Annotated in this window: 22 protein-coding genes and 1 tRNA gene; 16 read left to right on the top strand and 7 right to left on the bottom strand. The window is 72.4% G+C overall.

Annotated elements, in window-relative coordinates:
- Positions 1-201 precede the first annotated feature (201 nt).
- From ACFFF6_RS06595 to ACFFF6_RS06570, 6 genes are read left to right on the top strand one after another with little or no spacing between them, the layout of a single operon-like run.
- Positions 202-1,374, top strand: coding sequence for an exo-beta-N-acetylmuramidase NamZ family protein (locus ACFFF6_RS06595; protein ID WP_376979318.1), 1,173 nt, complete (start codon positions 202-204; stop codon positions 1,372-1,374).
- Positions 1,371-2,480 (top strand): GNAT family N-acetyltransferase, encoded by a 1,110-nt coding sequence (locus tag ACFFF6_RS06590; RefSeq protein ID WP_376979316.1) that lies wholly within the window; start codon positions 1,371-1,373, stop codon positions 2,478-2,480. Before ACFFF6_RS06595 ends, ACFFF6_RS06590 begins: the two co-directional genes overlap by 4 nt.
- Positions 2,477-4,123 carry an ABC transporter substrate-binding protein gene (locus ACFFF6_RS06585; RefSeq protein WP_376979314.1) on the top strand — a complete coding sequence of 549 codons (1,647 nt, stop codon included), beginning with the start codon at positions 2,477-2,479 and terminating at the stop codon, positions 4,121-4,123. The genes ACFFF6_RS06590 and ACFFF6_RS06585 overlap by 4 nt, the downstream gene beginning before the upstream one ends.
- An 18-nt stretch (positions 4,124-4,141) precedes the next feature.
- Positions 4,142-5,119: an ABC transporter permease gene (locus ACFFF6_RS06580; protein WP_376979312.1), complete on the top strand. Its 978-nt coding sequence runs from the start codon at positions 4,142-4,144 to the stop codon at positions 5,117-5,119.
- Between the two features lie 2 nt (positions 5,120-5,121).
- Positions 5,122-6,909: a dipeptide/oligopeptide/nickel ABC transporter permease/ATP-binding protein gene (locus ACFFF6_RS06575; protein WP_376979310.1), complete on the top strand. Its 1,788-nt coding sequence runs from the start codon at positions 5,122-5,124 to the stop codon at positions 6,907-6,909.
- Positions 6,906-7,757 (top strand): ABC transporter ATP-binding protein, encoded by an 852-nt coding sequence (locus ACFFF6_RS06570; protein WP_376979307.1) that lies wholly within the window; start codon positions 6,906-6,908, stop codon positions 7,755-7,757. The genes ACFFF6_RS06575 and ACFFF6_RS06570 overlap by 4 nt, the downstream gene beginning before the upstream one ends.
- 33 nt (positions 7,758-7,790) lie before the next feature.
- Here the strand turns inward: ACFFF6_RS06570 and ACFFF6_RS06565 are convergent, their stop codons facing one another.
- Together ACFFF6_RS06565 and ACFFF6_RS06560 are read right to left on the bottom strand one after the other, a co-directional pair.
- On the bottom strand, positions 7,791-8,948 hold the full coding sequence (locus ACFFF6_RS06565; protein WP_376979305.1) for a serine hydrolase domain-containing protein: 1,158 nt from the start codon (positions 8,946-8,948) through the stop codon (positions 7,791-7,793).
- The gene (locus ACFFF6_RS06560) at positions 8,945-9,358 is read right to left on the bottom strand and encodes a VanZ family protein (RefSeq protein ID WP_376979303.1); all 414 of its coding nucleotides are present in this window, start codon (positions 9,356-9,358) and stop codon (positions 8,945-8,947) included. The genes ACFFF6_RS06565 and ACFFF6_RS06560 overlap by 4 nt, the downstream gene beginning before the upstream one ends.
- 87 nt (positions 9,359-9,445) lie before the next feature.
- On the opposite strand from ACFFF6_RS06560, the gene ACFFF6_RS06555 reads away from it, so the two are divergent.
- Positions 9,446-9,817, top strand: coding sequence for a DUF3039 domain-containing protein (locus tag ACFFF6_RS06555; RefSeq protein ID WP_376979301.1), 372 nt, complete (start codon positions 9,446-9,448; stop codon positions 9,815-9,817).
- 97 nt (positions 9,818-9,914) lie between these two features.
- Positions 9,915-11,729 carry a DEAD/DEAH box helicase gene (locus tag ACFFF6_RS06550; RefSeq protein ID WP_376979299.1) on the top strand — a complete coding sequence of 605 codons (1,815 nt, stop codon included), beginning with the start codon at positions 9,915-9,917 and terminating at the stop codon, positions 11,727-11,729.
- 250 nt (positions 11,730-11,979) lie between these two features.
- Here the strand turns inward: ACFFF6_RS06550 and ACFFF6_RS06545 are convergent, their stop codons facing one another.
- A complete protein-coding gene (locus ACFFF6_RS06545; protein WP_376979297.1) occupies positions 11,980-13,359 on the bottom strand; it encodes a nicotinate phosphoribosyltransferase in 1,380 nt (459 codons plus the stop codon).
- Positions 13,360-13,564: 205 nt separating this feature from the next.
- On the opposite strand from ACFFF6_RS06545, the gene clpS reads away from it, so the two are divergent.
- The 6 genes from clpS to ACFFF6_RS06515 all read left to right on the top strand — a co-directional run bounded on the left by clpS (position 13,565) and on the right by ACFFF6_RS06515 (position 17,660).
- Positions 13,565-13,903, top strand: a complete 339-nt coding sequence (gene clpS, locus ACFFF6_RS06540; protein ID WP_376979295.1) for an ATP-dependent Clp protease adapter ClpS — start codon at positions 13,565-13,567, stop codon at positions 13,901-13,903.
- A complete protein-coding gene (locus ACFFF6_RS06535) occupies positions 13,903-14,538 on the top strand; it encodes a DUF2017 domain-containing protein (protein ID WP_376979293.1) in 636 nt (211 codons plus the stop codon). The genes clpS and ACFFF6_RS06535 overlap by 1 nt, the downstream gene beginning before the upstream one ends.
- 90 nt (positions 14,539-14,628) lie before the next feature.
- Positions 14,629-15,441: a glutamate racemase gene (murI, locus tag ACFFF6_RS06530; protein ID WP_376979292.1), complete on the top strand. Its 813-nt coding sequence runs from the start codon at positions 14,629-14,631 to the stop codon at positions 15,439-15,441.
- Positions 15,438-16,244, top strand: a complete 807-nt coding sequence (locus tag ACFFF6_RS06525) for an MBL fold metallo-hydrolase (protein WP_376979291.1) — start codon at positions 15,438-15,440, stop codon at positions 16,242-16,244. The genes murI and ACFFF6_RS06525 overlap by 4 nt, the downstream gene beginning before the upstream one ends.
- 10 nt (positions 16,245-16,254) lie before the next feature.
- Complete coding sequence (gene rph / locus ACFFF6_RS06520; RefSeq protein WP_376979289.1) at positions 16,255-17,013, top strand: ribonuclease PH; 759 nt, start codon at positions 16,255-16,257, stop codon at positions 17,011-17,013.
- Positions 17,010-17,660, top strand: a complete 651-nt coding sequence (locus ACFFF6_RS06515; RefSeq protein WP_376979288.1) for a non-canonical purine NTP pyrophosphatase — start codon at positions 17,010-17,012, stop codon at positions 17,658-17,660. The genes rph and ACFFF6_RS06515 overlap by 4 nt, the downstream gene beginning before the upstream one ends.
- A gap of 10 nt (positions 17,661-17,670) precedes the next feature.
- Here ACFFF6_RS06515 and ACFFF6_RS06510 read toward each other — a convergent pair whose 3' ends face one another.
- The 3 genes from ACFFF6_RS06510 to ACFFF6_RS06500 all read right to left on the bottom strand — a co-directional run bounded on the left by ACFFF6_RS06510 (position 17,671) and on the right by ACFFF6_RS06500 (position 19,107).
- Positions 17,671-18,210 carry a DUF4916 domain-containing protein gene (locus ACFFF6_RS06510; RefSeq protein WP_376979286.1) on the bottom strand — a complete coding sequence of 180 codons (540 nt, stop codon included), beginning with the start codon at positions 18,208-18,210 and terminating at the stop codon, positions 17,671-17,673.
- Positions 18,207-18,890, bottom strand: coding sequence for a histidine phosphatase family protein (locus ACFFF6_RS06505; RefSeq protein ID WP_376979284.1), 684 nt, complete (start codon positions 18,888-18,890; stop codon positions 18,207-18,209). The genes ACFFF6_RS06510 and ACFFF6_RS06505 overlap by 4 nt, the downstream gene beginning before the upstream one ends.
- Before the next feature lie 132 nt (positions 18,891-19,022).
- Positions 19,023-19,107, bottom strand: a tRNA-Leu gene (locus ACFFF6_RS06500).
- Between the two features lie 114 nt (positions 19,108-19,221).
- Here ACFFF6_RS06500 and ACFFF6_RS06495 point away from each other — a divergent pair.
- Entirely contained in the window at positions 19,222-19,542 is a 321-nt protein-coding gene (locus ACFFF6_RS06495) for a hypothetical protein (protein WP_376979283.1), read from the top strand.
- A gap of 93 nt (positions 19,543-19,635) precedes the next feature.
- Here the strand turns inward: ACFFF6_RS06495 and ACFFF6_RS06490 are convergent, their stop codons facing one another.
- On the bottom strand, positions 19,636-20,034 hold the full coding sequence (locus tag ACFFF6_RS06490; RefSeq protein WP_376979281.1) for a YchJ family protein: 399 nt from the start codon (positions 20,032-20,034) through the stop codon (positions 19,636-19,638).
- A gap of 103 nt (positions 20,035-20,137) precedes the next feature.
- Here ACFFF6_RS06490 and ACFFF6_RS06485 point away from each other — a divergent pair, with 103 nt between their 5' ends.
- Positions 20,138-20,725: a sugar O-acetyltransferase gene (locus ACFFF6_RS06485; RefSeq protein WP_376979279.1), complete on the top strand. Its 588-nt coding sequence runs from the start codon at positions 20,138-20,140 to the stop codon at positions 20,723-20,725.
- Positions 20,726-20,828: the final 103 nt, after the last annotated feature.

Below are 20,828 nucleotides of genomic sequence, written 5' to 3'. Positions count from 1 at the left end.
CTCCGCTCCGGCCGGAGGGAGAGCGAGGCACGAGCGCTCCCGCAGGACGGTGCGGTGGCGATCAGCCAATCCAGCACGCACCTGATCGGCTCCGCTTCGGCCGGGTCAGGTCCGTGCCGCGCGCCGGTACGCGGATCCGGGGCGACACGCCTCCGACCTGCCTGCCTGCGTGCTCCGGCGCGATTTGTATAACCTGGTTGCATGTCGTCTGCATCACAGCCCACCGGCAGCGTCGTCAGCGGCCTGGACGTGCTCGTCCGGACCCCGGATCTCGTGCCGGAGGGCCGCATCGGCCTCCTCACCCACTACGCAGCGGTCACCGCGGAGCTCGGACGCGGCGTCGACGCCCTGCGCGATGCCGGCGTCCCGCTGCACTGCCTGATCTCCCCGGAGCACGGCTACTGGGGCACCGGCCAGGCCGGGCTCGGCGGCGACGAGACGGTCGACCCGCCCACCGGTCTGCCGGTGCTGGACTCCTACGGCCGGCACGGCGAGGACCTGGATCGTCTTCTGGCCCCGGCCCGGCTCGACCGCATCCTCGTGGACCTGCAGGACGTGGGGTGCCGCTTCTACACCTACATGTGGTCGATGCTCGAGGTGATGGAGTCCGCGGCGCGTCTCGGCATCGCCGTCACCGTCCTGGACCGTCCCGCCCCTCTGCCCGCCCTCGCCCACGGGCCGGGCCTCGACCCCGCCTGTGCGAGCTTCGTCGGCCGTCTGTCCGTCCCCCTGCGCCACGGGATGCGGCTGGGGACCTTCGCCCGCGCGGTCGCGGCAGGGCGGTTCCCGGGCGCGCAGGGGCCGGTCGCCGAGCTCGACCTGCAGGTCGTCGACGCCCCCGGGGCCGACGGCCTCGCCCGCTGGATCGCCCCCTCGCCGAACATGCCGAGCCTCGAGACGGTCGCCCTCTATCCCGGGACGGGGCTGCTCGAAGGGACCACCCTCAGCGAGGGCCGCGGCACGACGGCGCCGTTCGCCCTGTTCGGCGCCCCGTGGTGCGGGCCCGAGCTCGCCGCCGCCCTGCGTGATCTCGAGCTCCCGGGCGTGCTGGTGCGCGAGGCCGTCTTCCGTCCGACCCATGGCAAGCACGTCGGCGAGCGGGTCCACGGCGCCCAGGTCCATCTGCGCGCCGATCCCCGCGAGGCGGCGGCGGACCTCACCGCCTTCGACCCCCTCCACATCGGGCATGCGATCATCCGCGCCGTCGCCCGCCTACATCCGGACCGGCCGCTGTGGCGAGAGCGCGTCGACGCCGCGGAGCCCTTCATCGATCTGCTGTGGGGCTCCTCCGCCCTGCGCGAGGGCATCGAGGACGACGCCGAGCTCGAGGAGATCCTCGCCGCCTCCCCGGCGCCTCTCGGGGCCCCGGCATGAGCCCCGTCTGGCTGCGCCGCGACCCGGAGGCCGCGACGGCCGTGCAGCTGTCCGCGCTGACCCGGGGGCCCGGGACCGCGGTGATCGGTCCCGAGCACATGCGGCGGCTGCTCGCCCCGGCACCGGGCGAGGAGCAGCACCTCCTCACCGCCTGGGAGGGAGACCTGCTCCTCGGCCACGCACATCTCACGACGAGCCGGCCCGCCGTGGAGGTCGAGGGCGCGCCGAGGGAGCCGGAGCCGGCAGCGGGCCTGGACGGCATGGCGTGGCTGGTCAGCGCTGCGGTCGACCCGGATCACCGGGGGCGGGGGATCGGCCGGCAGCTGCTCGCGGCCGCACTCGGGACGGCCCGCGACGCGGGAGCGCGGAGGCTCGAGATCGCCGCGCGTCCCCGCTCCTACGTCGTGCCCGGGATCGACCTCGCCGCGGATCCGCGCACCGGGCGCCTCCTGGCCCGCGCCGGCTTCTCCCGCGGCGCCGATGCGCTGGCCATGCACCGCACCCTGCACGATCTCCCGGCCCTGGGCGGCTCCACCCGCGGCCGGGCCGACGTGACCGGCCACGACGCAGCCCGCATCGACCGCTGCACCGCCGCCGACCTCGACGAGCTGATCACCACGACGCGCCGCGATCTCGCCCCCGCCTGGGGCGAGGTCCTGCGCGCCCACGCGGACCGCGGCGGGCCGCTGCATCGCATCCTCCTCGCCCGTGCCGGGTCCGGCCCGATCGTCGGCTTCGCCGGCCACGGCCTGGTCGGCGTCGACCCGGCGTTCCCGGATCCGACCCGGTTCGGTCCCTTCGGGGTCGCGGCCTCTGCACGGGGAGCCGGCATCGGCGCGCGCCTGCTCGATGCGACGCTGCAGGCGATGGCGGGGGAGGGGCTCGCCCACGTCTGGTTCCAATGGACCGGCAGAGGAACCCCTGCCGAACGCCTCTACCGCTCCCGCGGCTTCACCGAGCTGCGCACCTTCGCCCGCTATACCACCGACCTCGAGGACGAGAGGCCCCCGCCGGCATCGGAGCCCGGGGATCCCACGTGCCGGGCCGGTCCGCCGCCCGATGGTGCAGCACGACCCGGACGCCAGGAAGAAGGACCCCCACGATGACCGCATCACCCACCAGACGCGCCCTGCTGCTCGGCACCGCCGGCGCCGCGTCCGCCGCAGCCCTCGTCGGCTGCGGCCCGCGTCAGCAGGACCTCGAGGATCCGCCCCTGCGGATCCACGCCAACGACTCCACCACCTTCCAGCCCAACTTCAGCCCCTACGCCGGGGTCCCCCTCCAGGGGGCGAACGGCCTCATCTACGAGTCCCTGCAGCTGGCCACCTCGATGAGACCCGGTGAGCCGGAGCCCTGGCTCGCGACCGAGGCGACCTGGAACGAGGACGGCACCGTGCTGGAGGTGACCCTCCGCGAGGATGCGCGCTTCACCGACGGCGAGGTCCTCGACGCGGACGATGTCGTCTTCACGTATCTCATGCACCGTGACGTGCCGGCCACGAACACCGTGGCCATGGACCTCGTCGACGCCGAGGCGATCGACGCCCATCGCGTGCGGCTCACCTTCGGCTCCACGAGCTTCGCGATGCAGGGCGACATCTGCGGGAGGCCCATCCTGCCCGAGCACCTGTTCTCCTCCGTGGACCCCTCCTCGGAGCTGATCGCCGAGCCCGTCGGGAGCGGCCCCTACATGCTCGAGCGCTTCTCCGAGCAGCTGTACACCTTCGTGCGCAACGAGGACCACTGGGCCGCCGAGGAGTTCGAGCCGCGCCATCTGGCCTGGCCCTCCTTCACCACGCAGACCATGAACACGGCGCTGCAGGCCGGGGAGCTGGACTGGTCCGGCGGCTTCGTGGCCAACATCGACCGGATCTTCGTGGACAAGGACCCGGAGCGCCGCGGGTACTGGTACCCCGGCGCCGGCGTCGTGAACCTGACGTTCAACCTCGAGCACGAGCTGTGGCAGGACCGGGAGCTGCGGCGCGGCATCAGCCTCGCGATCGACCGGAAGGAGATCGCCGAGATCGCCTACATGGGCTACTTCGGACCGCCGCACCCCACCGGTCTCCCGCGCCCCACCTATGAGGCCTTCATCGCCGAGGAGTACCGGTCCCTCGAGTTCTCCGTGGACCTCGAGGAGGCGGCCTCCGTGCTCGACGCCGCCGGCTACCCGCTGGGACCGGACGGGGTCCGCACCGCGCCGGACGGCACGCCGCTCGCCTTCGACGTCGTCATCCCCTCCGGCTACAACGACTGGGTCACCATGTCGCAGATCCTCAGCTCCCAGCTGAAGCGGATCGGCGTCCGGCTGACCCCGCGGGGGATCTCCTTCGAGAACTGGCTCGAGAACCGCGACAGCGGCCGCTTCGACGTCACCATCGCCTCCGCCGGGGCCGGGCAGAACCCCTGGTACCTCTACCGGATGATGCTCTCCTCCGAGTACCGCACCGAGGGCGACGAGCCGGTGGTCGCGAACTTCCAGCGCTGGTACGACGACGAGACCGACGGTCTGCTGCGGGACTACGCCGCGACCGATGATCCCGCGCAGCAGCAGGAAGCGCTCGACGCCCTCCAGCGGATCATGGTCGAGCAGCTCCCGGCGATCCCCCTCGTGATCGCCCCCAACTGGTTCAACTACAACACCGAGGTCTGGACCGGGTACCCCAGCGCCGAGGACCCCTATGCGCTCGGCGCCCCCGTCGGCACCGCCGACCGGGTGATGGTGCTGCGTCGGCTGACCCGCGCCTGAGAGGAGACCGAGGATCCCATGAGATACCTGCTGAAGAAGCTCGGCCTGTACGCCTTCATCGCCTGGGCCGCCCTGACGCTGAACTTCCTGATCCCGCGGCTCATGCCCGGGGACCCTGTCCGCGTGCTCATCGCCTCCTCGGAGGGAGCCATCGAACCCGAGGCCCGGGATGCGATCGCCGCGCAGTTCGGGCTGACCGACGACCCCCTGCCCGTCCAATACCTCGACTATCTGCGAGACCTGCTGCACCTGGACCTGGGCGTGTCCCTGTCGAACTATCCCGTCCCGGTCTCGGAGATCATCACCTCCGCCATGCCCTGGACCCTGATCCTGGTCGGCGTCGCGACCGTCGTCAGCTTCGTGCTGGGCACCGGGCTCGGCGTCGTCCTGGCCTGGCGCCGCGGCACCTGGTCCGATCACGTGCTGCCCGCCCTGACCTTCCTCAACGCCATCCCGTACTTCTGGATGGCGCTCATCCTCGTGCTGGTCCTCGCCGTGGGCCTCGGCTGGTTCCCCTACGCGGGCGCCTACGACCGCACCATGTTCCCGGAGCTGAGCGGGCCGTTCATCGGCTCCGTGCTCTACCACGCGGCGCTGCCCGCCCTGACCATCGTCATCGGGTCCTTCGCGGGCTGGGTGCTGCAGATGCGCAACATGACCGTGACGGTCCTCGGCGAGGACTACGTGTCGATGGCGGAGGCGAAGGGTCTGCCGCGCCGGATGGTGCTGTTCTCCTATGCGGCCCGCAATGCGATCCTCCCCTCGATCACGGGCTTCGCCCTCGCGCTCGGCGCCGTCGTCGGAGGCTCGATGCTCACGGAGGTCATCTTCAACTATCCCGGGCTCGGATACACGCTGTTCAAGGCCGTCTCCGCGCAGGACTTCCCGCTCATGCAGGGCCTGTTCCTCATGATCTCCCTCGCGGTGATCCTCGCGAACCTGATCGCCGATGCGGCGTACGTCCTGCTCGATCCGCGTACCAGGCAGGGGGCCTGATCATGACGCCATCGCTCCTCATCCCGCGCAGCGGCAAGGTCCGCGCCGGGCTCGTCATCGTCGCCGTGTTCGTGCTGCTGGCCCTGGTCGGGCCGATGATCGCGCGCTTCGACCCGAACCAGACGTCCTTCGACATGCTCGAGCCGCCCTCGGCGCGGCACTGGCTGGGCACGACCCAGACCGGCCAGGACGTCTTCTCCCAGTTCATGCACGGCGCGCGCGTGTCTCTGCTGGTGGGGCTCGTGGCCGGGGTCGTCTCGCAGGCGGTGTCCGTCGCGATCGGCCTGATCGGCGGCTACCTGCGCGGCGCCGCCGACGACCTGCTGTACATCCTCACCGCGGTCTTCCTGGTGCTGCCCGGCATGCCGCTGCTGATCGTGCTCACCGGGTACCTGCCCTCACGCGGGCTGGTCGCGATCGCCCTGGTCATCGCGATCACCTCCTGGGCCGGCTCCGCGCGGGTGATCCGCGCCCAGACCCTGTCGCTGCGCAGCCGCGAGTTCGTCGAGGCCGCCCGTGCGACCGGGGAGAGCCGGCTGCGGATCATGTTCTTCGAGGTGCTGCCGAACATGCTGCCGCTGGTCGCCTCCGGCTTCCTGTTCTCGGTGATCGGCGGGATCCTCGCGGAGGCCGGTCTCGCCTTCCTGGGGCTCGGCTCGCTGACCACCACCAGCTGGGGCTCGATGCTGTACTTCGCCCAGAACTCGCAGGCCCTGCTGGCCGGCGCCTGGTGGTGGTACATCCCGCCGGGCCTGGCGATCGCCGTGATCGGGGCCGGGCTCGCGCTGATCAACTTCGGGATCGACGAGTTCGCGAACCCGCGCCTGCGCACCGGTGCCGCCGCGAGGTCCGCCGAGCGGGTCCGCCCCGGGGCGCGCGCCCTCGCGGAGCCCGCCGGGCAGAGCGTCCCGGTTCCGGTCGAGGATCCTGCCGAGGACTCCGCCGACGCCGCGCCGTGCCTGCGGCAGAGCCCCGTGCCGGGCGACCCGGTCATCGAGGTGTCCGGCCTCCACGTCGAGTATCCGACCTCCCACGGCACCGTGCATGCCGTGCAGGACGTCTCCCTCGACCTGCGTCGCGGGGAGATCCTGGGTCTCGCCGGGGAGTCCGGCTCCGGGAAGTCGACGCTCACCAACGCGATCACGCGCCTGCTGCGGGACCCGGCGCGGGTCTCCTCGGGCAGCATCACCTACCGCGACCGGGACGGGGCGGGCACCGACCTGCTGCATCTGGAGGACCGGGAGCTGCGAGCCCTGCGCTGGAACGAGATCGCGATCGTGTTCCAGAGCGCGATGAACGCCCTCAACCCCGTCACCTCGATCCACGCGCAGTTCGACGACGTGATCCGCGTGCACCGTCCGCAGATGCCGGCCGCGGAGCGTCGCGACGTCGCCCGCGAGCATCTGGAGCGGGTGGGCATCGACCCCGACCGGATCGACGCCTACCCGCACGAGCTCTCCGGAGGGATGAAGCAGCGGGTCGCGATCGCGATCGCCCTGGTCCTCGAGCCCGATGTGATCTTCATGGACGAGCCGACCACGGCCCTGGACCTGCTGGTCCAGCGGGACGTGCTCGACCAGATCGTGTCCCTGCGCGAGCAGTACGGCTTCGCGATCGTGTTCACGACCCACGATCTCGCCCTCCTGCTGGAGATCTCTGATTCCATCGCGGTGATGCGCCGCGGACGGCTCGTCGAGTACGGGCCGGCCGTGGACGTGTACCGCAGCCCGCAGCACCCGTACACGCGGGAGCTGCTGTCCTCGCTGGCCGACCTGGGGAGCCTCGCATGACCGTCGACGTCCGGACCACCGATCCTGCGGGGGAGCCCCGGATCGTCCTCGAGGGGCGGGGACTGATCAAGGAGTATCCGGCGGGGCCCCGCCGGGGTCTCCTGCGCGGGCCCGCGCGGATGCGCGCCGTCGACGACGTGTCCCTGAGTCTGGCGCGGGGCCGGGTCACGGCGCTGGTCGGGCAGAGCGGCTCCGGGAAATCGACGCTCGGCCGGATGCTCGCCCGGCTCATCCCGGCGACGGCGGGCAGCATCCTCCTGGACGGCCGGGAGGTCGCCGGATCGGGGCATGCCGCGCACCGCGCCTATGTCGGGGACGTGCAGCTCACCCTCCAGGACCCCTTCGCCTCGCTGAACCCGCTGCGCCGCATCAGCTACACCCTGGGCCGCGCCGTGCGCCTGCACCAGGGCGTGCGCGAGGCCGATCAGGTGCGGGATCGGTCACGTGAGCTGCTCGCGCGCGTGGGCCTGCATCCGGGCGAGCGCTACCTCGACAGGTTCCCCCACGAGCTCTCGGGCGGGGAGCGCCAGCGCGTCTCGTTCGCCCGGGCGCTCGCCGCCTCCCCGAAGGTGCTCATCGCCGACGAGCCCGTGTCGATGCTCGACGTCACCATCCGCAAGGAGATGCTCGACCTCATCGACTCCCTGCGGCGCGACGAGGACCTCGCCGTCCTCTACATCACGCACGACCTGGGCAGCGCCCGCCGCTACAGCGACGAGGTGCTCGTCATGCACGAGGGCTCCGTCGTGGAGCGCGGTTCGAGTGCGCAGGTGATCGACGATCCGCGGCACGAGTACACGCAGCGGCTGCTCGCGGCCGCCCCGGACCCGGCCTCCCGTCTGCACTGAGGTATCGCCGCCGGGCACGGCTCCGGGGAGGCCTCAGCGCTGCGCGGCCTCCCCGGAGCCGAAGGCCGCCGAGGCGAGGCCGCGGCGCGCCGCCTCGAGCGTGAAGAGGCTCCGATGCGGGTGCACCCGATTGGTCAGCAGCACCGCGACCGTGCCGCCGCGCGGATCCGCCTGGATCATCGTGCCCGTGAACCCCGAATGCCACACGACCTGCTGCGCGAGCCCCGTCTCGGTCTCGTGTCCGATCCGCAGGCCGAGGCTCTGCCGCCAGCGCCCGCCCGTGCGGACCGCGGGCGGCAGCTGATCGGTGATCAGCAGGCTCCGGACCGCGGGCGGGAGCGGCAGCGCGGGGCAGCGCCCGGCGAGGACGCGTCCGATCGCGAGCGCATCGGCGAGGGAGGCGAACAGCCCCGCGTTCCCGGCGCGGCCGAGCGACCAGGCCGTCTCGTCGTGGGTCGCGCCCTGGACGAGGCCGCGGGGAGGGTCGTCCTGGATCTCGGTGCAGGCGGCCCGCTCCGCGAGCGCCGGGGACAGCGTCGCGGCGAAGGGCTCCGCTCCCCAGCGGGCGGTGCTCGCGCCGGCGGGGTCCAGGACCAGGGAGCGTGCGAGATCCGGCAGAGGAGCGCCGGTGAGCGTCTCGAGGAGCTCGCCCAGCAGGATGAAGCCGATGCAGGAGTAGGTGAACGCGGTCCCGGGCTCGGACTCGAGTCGGCATCCGGTGGCCGCGGCGATCCGATCCTCGCGGCTGCCCGGGACCCTCCACAGGGGGAGGGTGGCGGGCAGACCGGCCGTGTGCGTGAGCAGATGGCGCGGCGTGATCCGCGGATCGGGGGAGTCCATATGGGCGGCGACCGGCTCCTCGGGATCGAGCACCCCGTCCTCGAGGAGGACCGCCGCCGTGAGTGCGGTGACGACCTTGGTCACCGAGGCCATGTCGAACAGGGTGTCCTCGGTGACGGGGGCCGGGGCCGGAGGCTCCTGAGCCGATGGCGCGTTCTCCCGTCCGATCAGGCCGAGGCTCCCGCCGGTCGCGATCGCTCCGCCGCCCGGCCGGTCGATCGCCGCCGCAGCGGCGACGGCGCCCTCGAGCGGGGCCGGCCCGGCCGCGTCACCCGCTGCGAGGGCCTCTGCGGCGGCATGCGTGAGGGCCGTGACGATCTCCGTGAGCCGGACGTGATCGGCGGGGCTCATCGGGTCTCCTCGTCCGCTGCGACCCCGCGCGGCTCCCGCAGGAGCAGACGCCGCCGTTCGACCCACCAGGCCAGCACCCCCAGGCCGATGCCGAGCACATCGGCGAGCACGTCGTCCGCGGACATGCTGCGCTCGTCGAAGGCGAGCCCCTGCACGATCTCGATCAGCGCGGCATGCCCGATCGCCCCGACGACGACCCAGCCGATCGGGAAGCGGCGCCGGGGCGCGAGGATCCGTCCGAGCGCCCAGACGGTCAGCGCGAAGACGAGGATGTGCACGATCTTGTCCAGGTTCGGCATCCAGGAGCCGCCGCCGGGCGGCTTCGGCACCGAGGGCAGGTAGAAGCCGATGTTCAGGACCACGGCGAGGCCGAGCACCAGCAGACGGGCGGGGGTCACGAGCGGACGCATCCCCTGATCGTACGGAGCCCCGGGGGCTAAGCTCGGGATATCGGTCCGGAACCCGGACACTCCCGACCCCGACCCGAGGAGCCCCGCATGGCCCAGGCCTCCGACCCCGATCGTCTCGACCCGTACCGCGCCGACCCTGGAGCCGCTCCCGGCTCCACGGCGGTCCTGGACCGTCAGGTCGCCGAGAAGGAGGCGACCACCGACGACGGCGACCACGACCGGTTCGCCCACTACGTGCGCAAGGACCGCATCACCAAGGCCGCCCTGGAGGGCACGCCCGTGATCGCCCTGTGCGGCAAGGTGTGGGTGCCCGGGCGCGATCCCAAGAAGTACCCCGTCTGCCCGCAGTGCAAGGAGATCTACGACGGGATCCGCGAGCCCGGCGACGGCGGCGACGGCTCCGGAGGGGGCAGGGGCTCCGGGGGCGGCTTCCGCGGCCTGTTCGGCGGTCGCCGCTGAACGCGCAGCAGCGCCAGAATCCTCACAGTTCCGCATCCGGACGGGCGGACGCGCGAACGCTCGCGCGTCCGCCCGCGGCGGTACTGTGGGGCACGCCGTGAACAACCAGCCGACTCTCGCCTCCGCCCTCCAGGACCCGCGCCGCCCCTCCACCGCGGCCGCGCAGTCCCTGTCTCCCGCCTACCCGAACCGTGCCGCCTGGGGCACCGCCACGAAGCTGCGCGCCTGGCAGGCCGAAGCCCTGGACCTGTACCAGCGCACCGCTCCTCGCGACTTCCTCGCCGTCGCGACCCCGGGCGCGGGCAAGACGACCTTCGCCCTGCAGATCGCCGCCGCGCTCCTGCGCGAGGGCACGGTGCGCCGCGTCACCGTCGTCGCTCCGACCGAGCATCTCAAGTCCCAGTGGGCGGACTCCGCGGCCCGCGTGGGCATCTCCCTGGACCCCAACTTCACCAACGCGCAGGGCCGCCACGGCGCGGGCTACCAGGGCGTGGCGATCACCTACGCGCAGGTCGGCATGAATCCCGGTCTGCACCGGGCGCGCACGGAGGCGGAGCCGACCCTCGTCATCCTCGACGAGATCCACCACGCCGGCGACGCCCTCACCTGGGGCGACGGCGTCCGCGAGGCCTTCGAGCCCGCCCGTCGGCGCCTGGCGCTGACCGGCACCCCGTTCCGCTCCGATGACTCGCAGATCCCCTTCGTCACCTATGAGCAGGATGCGGAGGGATTCGCGCGCTCGAAGGCGGACTACACCTACGGCTACAGCGAGGCGCTGCGCGACCATGTCGTGCGCCCGGTGCTGTTCATGACCTACTCGGGGCGCATGCACTGGCGCACGAAGACCGGCGACGAGGTCTCCGCGCAGCTGGGAGCCCTCGAGACCAAGGACATCACCCAGCAGGCCTGGCGGACGGCGCTGGATCCTGCGGGCGAGTGGATCCAGTCGGTGCTCGCGGCGGCGGACCGGCGCCTGTCGGAGGTGCGCCGCCATGTCCCCGACGCCGGGGGCCTCGTCATCGCGACGGACCAGAAGGCCGCGCGCGCCTACGCGGCCACCCTGCAGGAGCTCACCGGACAGTCCACGACCGTGGTCCTGTCCGACGATGCGGGGGCGGGGGCGCGCATCGAGGAGTTCTCCCAGAGCAGGGACCGCTGGATGGTCGCCGTCCGCATGGTGTCCGAGGGCGTGGACGTGCCGCGCCTGGCGGTCGGCGTGTATGCGACCTCGACCGCGACGCCGATGTTCTTCGCCCAGGCGGTGGGCCGCTTCGTGCGCTCGCGGACCCGCGGCGAGACGGCGAGCGTGTTCCTCCCCAGCGTCCCCGTGCTCCTCGCCCTCGCCAGCGAGATGGAAGCCCAGCGCGATCATGTCCTGGATCTGCGCCCGGACACGGGCAGCGAGGAGACCGGGCTGGACGACAGCCTCCTGGCGGAGGCCAACCGCGAGGACCGCGCCTCCGAGGACCAGCTCGAGTTCTCCTTCGAGGCTCTCGAGTCCGAGGCCTCCTTCGACCGGGTCCTCTTCGACGGCGGCGAGTACGGCGCCGGGGGAGTGATCGGCAGCGAGGACGAGCAGGAGTTCCTGGGCATCCCCGGCCTCCTGGACGCGGACCAGATGCGGACGGTCCTGCAGCAGCGCCAGGCCGATCAGCAGGCCCGCCGCGGCGGCGGCTCCGGCACGACTCCGCGCGAGCTGCCCTCCGTCGTGGACCATCGCAGGCTCATGGACCTGCGCAAGGAGCTGTCGACGCTGGTGGGCGCCTGGTCCCGACGCTCGGGCGTCCCCCACGGCCAGGTGCACGCGAAGCTCCGTGCCCGATCGGGCGGCCCTGCCGTCGCGCAGGCGAGCGCCGAGCAGATCCAGACGCGCATCGACACGGTCCGCGGATGGTTCGTCGGACGGCCCTGATCGGATCGCGCGCCGACCCATGAGCCGGCTCCCCACGAGATCCGGCTCGCCGTCCGGCACTCGCGGCGACTCGACCGGTACTCGCACTGTGCCGACCGGCCCCGCGACCCCGGTGAGACTGGGAACCCGCGACGATCGTGGGGCCCCGGTTGGAGCGGAGCCGATCAGCGGGGCGGGGTGACTGATCGGCACCGCACCGCCCTGCGGGAGCGCTCGTGCCTCGCTCTCCCTCCGGCCGGAGCGGAGCCGATCAGTCGAGGACCGCGGCGGCGAGACGGCCGTCGGTGATCGTCGGGATCGCCACCTCGCCATCGGGCCCCGCATCGGCGTCCAGCCCCAGCTCCGCGAGGGACGCCGCATGACGGGCCCGAGCATGGGCGACCTGCTCGGCAGGGGAGCGGCGGTCCACCCTCACGCCGTCCACGACGAGCGGCACCTGCAGCTCGCGCACGGTCGCCTCCGTCCACAGGGGCGAGGCCTCCCGTCGATCCAGCTCGTCCATCAGCTCCCGCTCGAACTCGTAGATCTCCGCGGCAGAGGGCAGGACCAGCTCGGCGCGCGCCGTACCCGCGGCGCCCAGACGGAAGGCGCGCTTCGCCCCGCCGAGGGTGGACTTGTTCTCCGAGCGCTTGCCGACGGGATGCATGAGGCCGTCGGCGCCCTCCCTCTCCACCAGCTTGTACACGAAACCGGGTGCGGGGTGCCCTCCGCCGGTGACGAGCCGGGTGCCGATGCCGAAGGAGTCGATCGGAGACGAGGCCAGCTCCTCGAGCCGGTGCTCGTCCAGATCGCTCGTGGCCGTGATCTTCGTGGACGCTGCGCCGAGCTCGTCGAGCAGGCCCCGCACGAGCCGCGACTGGGCGACCAGGTCGCCGGAGTCCAGACGGACCGCGCCCAGGTGAGGCCCGGCGAGCTCCACGCCCGTCCGCACCGCCGCCTCGACGTCGTACGTGTCCACGAGCAGGGTCGTGCCCGGACCCTGGGCGGCGATCTGCGCGGCGAAGGCCTCCCGCTCCTCGTCGAACAGAAGGGTGAAGGCGTGGGCGGCCGTTCCCGCCGCGGGCACGCCGTAGCGCTGGGACGCGGCGAGGTTCGAGGTCGCGGCGAAGCCGACGATCGCCGCCGCACGGGCCGCGGCGACGGCCGCCTCCTCGTGCACGCGCCGCCCGCCCATCTCGATGCAGGGGCGACCACGGGCGGAGGTCACCATGCGCGACCCCACCGAGGCGACGGAGCTGTCGTGGTTGATGATCGACAGGATCACGGTCTCCAGCAGGACGGCCTCCGCGAAGGTGCCCTCCACGCGCAGAACCGGGGAGGTGGGGAAGAAGAGGTCGCCCTCCTCGTAGCCGAGGATCGTCCCGGAGAAGCGGTAGCCGGAGAGGAAGTCGAGAGTGTCCGGATCCAGCACCCCCAGCGCGCGCAGATGCGCGATCTCCGCCTCGCCGAAGCGGAAGTCCGCGATCGCGTCGAGGACGCGTCCGGTGCCGGCGAGCACGCCGTAGCGACGACCCGCGGGAAGGGATCGCACGAAGACCTCGAACACGCTGCGCCGATCGGCGACCCCGGCCTCGCGTGCGGCGCGCAGCATGGTCAGCTCGTAGAGATCCGTCATCAGAGAGGTGGACACGGGACAACGGTACTGGGTGCGGAGGCCCCGCGCTCTCCCGCTCCGCCGCGCCCGCCCATCCCGCCCCCTGCGCTCTGCTTCTCCCTCCTCACCCCTGCGGTGTCCACAATCGGGTGCCGCGTCCATGCCGGGCGCGGGCCCGCGCCCGTAGAATCGGGTGGTCCTCGGCCGCGCGGCCGGATCGATCGGAGGGAGCAGGCGCCGGATGGAGCAGATCAGGTCGGAGCCCACGGCATCCGGGACGCAGCCCGGAGCCGATCCCTCACACGCGCGGGGCCTCGAGGTGCGCGAGCTCTCCCGAGCCCAGCGACCCTGGCACACCGTGGTCTGGAACGACCCGATCAACCTCATGAGCTACGTCGTCTTCGTCCTGCAGCGCCACTTCGGCTACTCCCACGCGCACGCGGAGAAGCTCATGCGGCAGATCCATGACGAAGGCCGTGCCGTCGTCTCGAGCGGCTCGCGCGAACGGGTCGAGAACGACGTCCACGCCATGCACGGCTACGGACTGCAGGCTACGATGGAGCAGGAGGACCGGGACTGATGGCCCATGCGTTCCGCGAACGCCCGGAGGGCAGGATCGCCTGCCGGTTGGAAGGCGAGGAGAAGGCCGTGATCGCGCAGGTCGCGCAGGAGGTCGCGGATCTGATCCGGCTGGATCTGGGGATCCGCGAGGACTCCGTGCAGGTGCGGGAGGCCTCCCGCTCCGAGGACCCCCTCGAACGGCTCGAGGCGGAGTTCGCCTCCCTCGAGGCGCAGGAGCCCACCGATCCCGCGATCCGCCGCCTGTTCCCCGCCGCCTCGGAGCAGGAGGACCTCGCCGCGGAGTTCCGCCGCTTCGGACAGCAGGACCTCGTCTCCGCGAAGCTCGAGGACCTCGCGGTGTTCGAGGACTCGATCGATTCCACCGGCCCGGGCACGACGGAGATCGAGCTCGACCCCGAGCAGGCCATGAGCTGGCTGCGGGCCCTGACGACCCTGCGGATCGTGATCGCGGACCGGCTGGGCGTCCAGCGCGACGGCGACTTCGAGACCGTCCGCATGCTCCAGCAGATCGCCGAGCGGGTGCCGGAGGCCGTGCTCGAGGACGAGTCCTCGGAGACGGCCGGCGGCGACGTGATGATCGCGATCTACGAGCTGCTCAGCTGGCTGCAGGAGTCCCTCATCCGCTGCCTCTGAAGGGCGGACCGCCGGCCCGGGCATGTGATGTCTCCCGCAGTGAGCGCGCCGTCACTGCTGACCGGCGGCGCTGTGCATAGCCTGGCTCGGATGAACAACGCGCCTATCGGCATCTTCGACTCCGGCGTCGGCGGCCTGACCGTCGCGCGAGCCGTTCTCGACCAGATGCCCCGCGAGGAGCTCGTCTACATCGGCGATACCGCGCACACGCCCTATGGGCCGCGCCCCATCGCCCAGGTGCGCTCCCTCGCCCTCGACATCATGGACACCCTGGTCGACCGGGGGGTGAAGATGCTGGTGATCGCCTGCAACACCGCCTCCTCCGCCGTCCTCCGGGACGCCCGTGAGCGCTACGACGTGCCCGTCGTCGAGGTGATCCAGCCGGCGGTGCGGCGCGCCGTCGCCGCGACCCGCAACCGCCGCATCGGCGTGATCGGCACCCAGGCGACCATCGGCTCGCGCGCCTACGAGGACGCCTTCGCCGCCGCCCCGGACCTGACGCTGACCTCCGTCGCCTGCCCGCGGTTCGTCGAGTTCGTCGAGCGCGGGGAGGTCGGCGGGGACGACATCGTCGAGATCGCCGAGGCCTACCTCGCCCCGGTGCGCGAGGCGGGCGTGGACACGCTCGTGCTGGGCTGCACCCACTACCCGATGCTCACGGGACCCATCAGCTACGTCATGGGCCCAGACGTCACCCTCGTCTCCTCCGCGGAGGAGACCGCCCTGGACGTGTACCGGCAGCTGCGCCAGCAGGGTCTCGAACGCACCGACCTGGTGCCGCCGCGGCACGTGTTCACCGAGACCGGCACCGGCGGCGGCTCCTCGAGCTTCTCGACGCTCTCGCGTCGCTTCCTCGGGCCGGCCGTGCCCATGACCGGCACGCTCCCGGCGGTGTCCCCATGAGAGCGACCGTGATCGGCTGCGCCGGCAGCTTCGCCGCCCCCACCGGCGCCGCCTCGAGCTACCTGATCGAGCACGAGGACGCCGCCGGGCGCACCTGGCGGGTGCTCGTGGATCTCGGCAGCGGTGCCTTCGGCCCTCTCCAGCAGGTGATGGACCCGGCCCTGCTGGACGCGGTGGTGATCTCCCACCTGCACGCCGACCACTACCTGGACCTGACGGGCCTCGAGGTGTTCTGGGCCTACAACGCGCGCCGTGACCTGCCCCAGCTTCCCGTCCACGCCCCGGCGGAGCTGCCGGAGCGGCTGCGCGCGATCATGGGACGCGACTGCGACGTGCCCGACGGCGCCGGATCCGTGCCCTTCTCGCACACGGCGCTCCGCGACGGGGTCGCGTTCCGCATCGGCCCGATGAGCTTCCTCCCGCGCCTCGTCGAGCACCCGGTCGAGGCCTACGGACTGCGCATCGAGGCCGAGGGCGAGGTGCTCGCCTACTCCGGCGACTCCGACGTGTGCCCGAACCTCGACGAGCTCGCCGCCGACGCAGACCTCTTCCTGTGCGAGGCCGGATACATCGAGGGGCGCGACGACCACTTCTCGGGGGTGCACCTCACCGGCCTGCGGGCCGGTCGGACCGCAGCCCGCGTCGGGGTGCGACGCCTCGTGCTGACCCACATCCCGGCCTGGACCGATCCGGCGATCCCGCTGGCCGAGGCCCGCAGCGCCTACGACGGGCCGCTCGAGCTGGCCGCGCCGATGGCTATCCTCGAGGCTGCCGCGCATCCCGCGCTGCAGCAGAACAGTTGAGAGGCACCCGATGAGCACCACCACCTCGCAGGCCGCCGGCGATCGCGTCGACGGACGCACCCCCGATCAGCTGCGCGAGGTGAGGATCACCCGCGGCTGGCTCGACCACGCCGAGGGCAGCGCGCTCGTGGAGTTCGGCCGCACCCGCGTGCTGTGCGCTGCCTCCTTCACCGAGGGCGTGCCGCGCTGGAAGAAGGGCTCCGGCTCCGGCTGGGTCACCGCCGAGTACGCGATGCTGCCGCGAGCCACCGACTCCCGGTCCCCGCGCGAGAGCGTCAAGGGGAAGATCGGCGGGCGCACCCACGAGATCTCCCGCCTCATCGGCCGTTCGCTGCGCGCCGTGATCGACCTCGACGCCCTCGGCGAGAACACGATCCAGCTGGACTGCGACGTGCTCCAGGCCGACGGCGGCACCCGCACCGCCGCGATCACCGGCGCCTACGTCGCCCTCGCGGAGGCGGTCGCCTGGGGCCGGCGCCACACCTCGCTGCCTGCCACCGCGCAGGTCCTGACGGACTCCGTCTCCGCGATCAGCGTCGGCATCCTCGAGGGCAGGCCGCTGCTGGACCTCGAGTACCGCGAGGACGTCGCCGCGGACACCGACATGAACGTCGTCGTCACCGGAACCGGCGGCCTCGTCGAGGTGCAGGGCACCGCGGAGGGAGCGCCCTTCTCGCGGGCCGAGCTGACCGGCCTGCTGGACCTCGCCGAGAGCGGCTGCGCCCGCCTCGCGCAGATCCAGCGCGAGGCGCTCGGGGAGCTCGCGTGAGCGAGGGCCCCGTCTCCCTGCCCGCCGGGGCGCGGATCGTCCTCGCCTCCCACAACCGCAAGAAGCTCGTCGAGCTGCAGCGCATCCTCGCCCCTGAGGTCGAGGGGCTCGAGGAGGAGCAGATCGTCTCCGCTGCGGGCCTCGGCCTGCCCGATGTGGTCGAGGACGCGGTCACCTTCGAGGGCAACGCCCTGAAGAAGGCCCGCTCCGTCGCCGCCGCGACGGGCCTCGTCGCGATCGCCGATGACTCCGGGATCGCCGTCGACGTCCTCGGCGGCAGCCCGGGGATCTTCTCCGCCCGCTGGTCAGGTCGCCACGGCGACGACGAGGCCAACAACGATCTGCTGCTCGCGCAGCTGTCCGACGTCCCCGACGAGCATCGCGCCGCCCGCTTCGTGTGCGCGGCGGTCGCCGTGCACCCGGACGGCCGCGAGCTCGTGTGCCGCGGCGAGATGCCCGGCCTCGTCCTGCGGGAGCGGCACGGCGCCGGCGGCTTCGGCTACGACCCGCTGTTCGTGCCCGATGACCAGCCCGCCGGCCAGGCGCTCAGCGCGGGGGAGCTGTCCCCGGAGGCGAAGGACGCCATCTCCCATCGCGGGAAGGCGCTGCGGCAGCTCGCCGGACGGATCGGGGACCTGCTGGGCTGAGGGGCGACCCTCAGATCACTCCCGCGTGCGCGAGGGCGCGCCGCACGATGATGTCGTGCCCGCCCTCGAGCTCGTCGAGGATCTGCGAGTCGAGGAGCTCGCCGAAGTCGTACCAGTTCAGCTCGAGGGCGTCCTCCTGCGGGGCCGTCTCCCCGTCGACCGGCACCAGGTAGGCCAGCGAGATCGCGTGCTGGCGCGGGTCGGTGAACGGCGACTGGCCGGGGGTGGGGAAGTACTCCGCGACCGTGAAGGGGACGGGGGAGACGGGCACGCGCGGCAGCGCCATCGGCCCCAGATCCTTGTCGACATGGCGGATGATCGCCTCACGGATCGTCTCATGGATCAGGATCCTGCCCGAGACGATGGTGCGGACGATCCGACCCGTGCCGGATGCACGCAGGATCAGCCCCACCTGGCTGACCGAGCCGTCGACGTCCGTGCGCACCGGCACCACGTCGAGATAGGGGATCGGAAGCTCGCGGCGCAGCTGCGCCATCTTGTCCGGCTCGAACCAGGCGCCCTCGGCGCCGACGGCCGTGCGCGGGCTCATCGGCCCTCCTCCGCGTCGCCGGCGGCGCTGCCGGGCACGAGCGAGGCGAGCGCATCGGGAGCGAGATGGGACTTCTCGAGCACGAACCGCGGATTCTGCTCGCGGGAGGCGACACGGACCGTGCTGTGGACCTCCTGACCCGCGATCATCCGCACCTGCCAGGTCGTGCCCTCCAGCTCCACCAGCGAGAGGGTCGCGTTGGGGATCGAGGGCAGCGGCGCCTCGATCACACCGGAGAGCAGGAAGCGGATGAGCGTGCCGTGCGCGACGACGAGCACGCGCTGCCCCGGGTACCGGGTCTCCAGGTCCTCGAGCGCGTCGTAGCCGCGATCCGCGACGGCCTGGTGGTCCTCCCGCCCCGGGAACGAGCGGTCCGGGTACCGGGCCTCCATCTCCGCGCTGGGCTGCCCCTCCGCAGCGCCCCAGTCGATCTCCACCAGCCGACGGTCCGTGCCGCCGAAGGGGATGCCATGGTCCTCGGCGATGATCCGGGCCGTCTGCTCCGCCCTCTGCAGCGGGGAGGAGACCACGACGTCCCAGGCCACCGGCGGAAGCTCGTCGAGCGCCCGATGCGCCTGCTCGATGCCTGTCGCGTTCAGCGGGATGTCGGAGGATCCCTGGAACAGATCGCGCAGGTTGTAGTCCGTCTGCCCGTGGCGGACGAGGCCGAACAGGGTCATGGGTGATCTCCTCGAAGGGCTCTGCTGCGTGCGCAGGGCACGCGGGGGCGTGTGACGCCAGGCTACATCGGCGAGGTCCTCCTCCGACGCGTCCGGGGCCCTGCCGCGGCCCTCGGCCCGGCGGCGGTCCCCTGGTGCGCGAGGGGGGACTCGAACCCCCACGCCCGAAGGCACTGGAACCTAAATCCAGCGCGTCTGCCGATTCCGCCACTCGCGCGCGACCGCGCCCAGACTACCGGCCTTCGCGCCCCTGACGCCGATCGGGTCCGCGTCGGGGCGGCAGGCGCGATACGATCTCGACGGACGCACCGGCTACGCATCGGAGGACCTGGTGAGCAAGGGCAAGAAGACGACCCTCGAGGACATGGGCCGCGAGGCCGAGCGCCGGCAGGACAACCTCGCCAGCGACATCGACGAGCTGGTCGACCGCCTCAATCCCAAGAACGCCCTCGTGCGCTGGAAGAACGAGGCGATCAGCGCCGCGAAGGGTTTTTCCGGCGCCGGTGACGATCAGGACGCACGGGGCCGCCTCGCGGTGGTCGCGGGCGGCGTCATCGGCGTGGCCGTCCTCGTGGCGGGTGTCGTGGTCGTGGCCGCCGTGCGCGGACGCTCGGCGCGGGACGACGCGGCGGACGGCCCCGCTGCGGGCTGACCCTCTCCAGATATCAGCGGGCCCGGTGATCCTCGGATCGCCGGGTCCGCCGCATCCCGGCGGGGCCGCGCACCGGCACAGGGCGGGGCCCGCTCAGACGACGTCCCCGTCGACGTACAGCCAGTGTCCGTCCTCGCGGACGAAGCGGCTGGTCTCGTGCAGCTCGACCCTGCCTCCGGGTCCCTTCGCGAGGGCCCGGAACTCGACGGTCCCCTGATCGTCGAAGGGCCCGCCCGCCTCGATGCGGAGGATCGCCAGATGCAGCCAGCGCGTCCCGTCCTCGAGGGACCGCGCGAGCTCATCGGCCACCGGCCGCGTCGAGGGATGCCAGGAGACGAGCAGATGCGCGAGGTCCCGCAGCGCGAAGGCCGTGTAGCGGGAGCGCATGAGCTGCTGCGCGGTTCCGGCCTGGCGGCGGCGGTCCAGGATCGGAGCGCAGCAGTCCGCCAGCGGGTCGCCGCTGCCGCAGGGGCATCGCATGTCGTCGCTCATGCTCCGATCCTTCCACCTGCGGGCCGCTGGGACGCCCCGCCGGTCCGTGACCGCGGCCACGCGGGAGCGGAGACCGCGGGGAGCGCTCGATACTCTCCTGCGCATGAAGGAGTTCCGCGCCCCCGCGCCCGATGATCCCCGCACCCCGATCGAGCGCATGCGCGCCGGCGATTGGTACATCGCCGATGACCCCGAGATCCAGAAAGCCTTCCGCGCCGCGCTCGAGGCCATGGCGCGCTTCGCCGCGCAGTACCCGACCGATCCCGAGGGTGCGCAGGAGATCCTGCGCGAGGTGCTCGGCACCCTCGGAGACGGGGCGCATGTCCGTGCTCCGCTGCACGTCGACTACGGCAGCCAGCTGCACATCGGCCCGGGCACCTTCGTGAACTTCGGACTGACCGCCCTGGACGTGGTCGACATCCGCATCGGCGCGCACTGCCAGCTGGGGCCGAACATCCAGCTGCTCACGCCCGTCCACCCGCTCGAGCCGGAGCCGCGGCGCGCGGGCTGGGAGGGAGCCGAGCCGATCACCATCGGCGACAACGTGTGGATCGGCGGGGGAGCGATCATCTGCCCGGGCGTGAGCATCGGCGAGAACGCCGTGATCGGTGCGGGCTCCGTCGTCACCAGGGATGTCCCTGCGAACCACCTCGCCGTCGGAAGTCCTGCCCGGACGCTGCGCGAGATCTGAGCGACGCCGGCCCCGTGCATGCCCCTGCAGCGATGCGGGCGCCGGTAGGCTCGGGGCATCACCGTCCGGGCTGCGCTGCGTCTGCCCGGGTCCCCCGAGAACA

The organism is Brachybacterium hainanense (assembly GCF_042434575.1).
In the GTDB taxonomy this organism is placed as follows: Bacteria; Actinomycetota; Actinomycetes; order Actinomycetales; family Dermabacteraceae; genus Brachybacterium; species Brachybacterium hainanense.
This window is presented reverse-complemented; position numbering and strand designations above follow the sequence as displayed.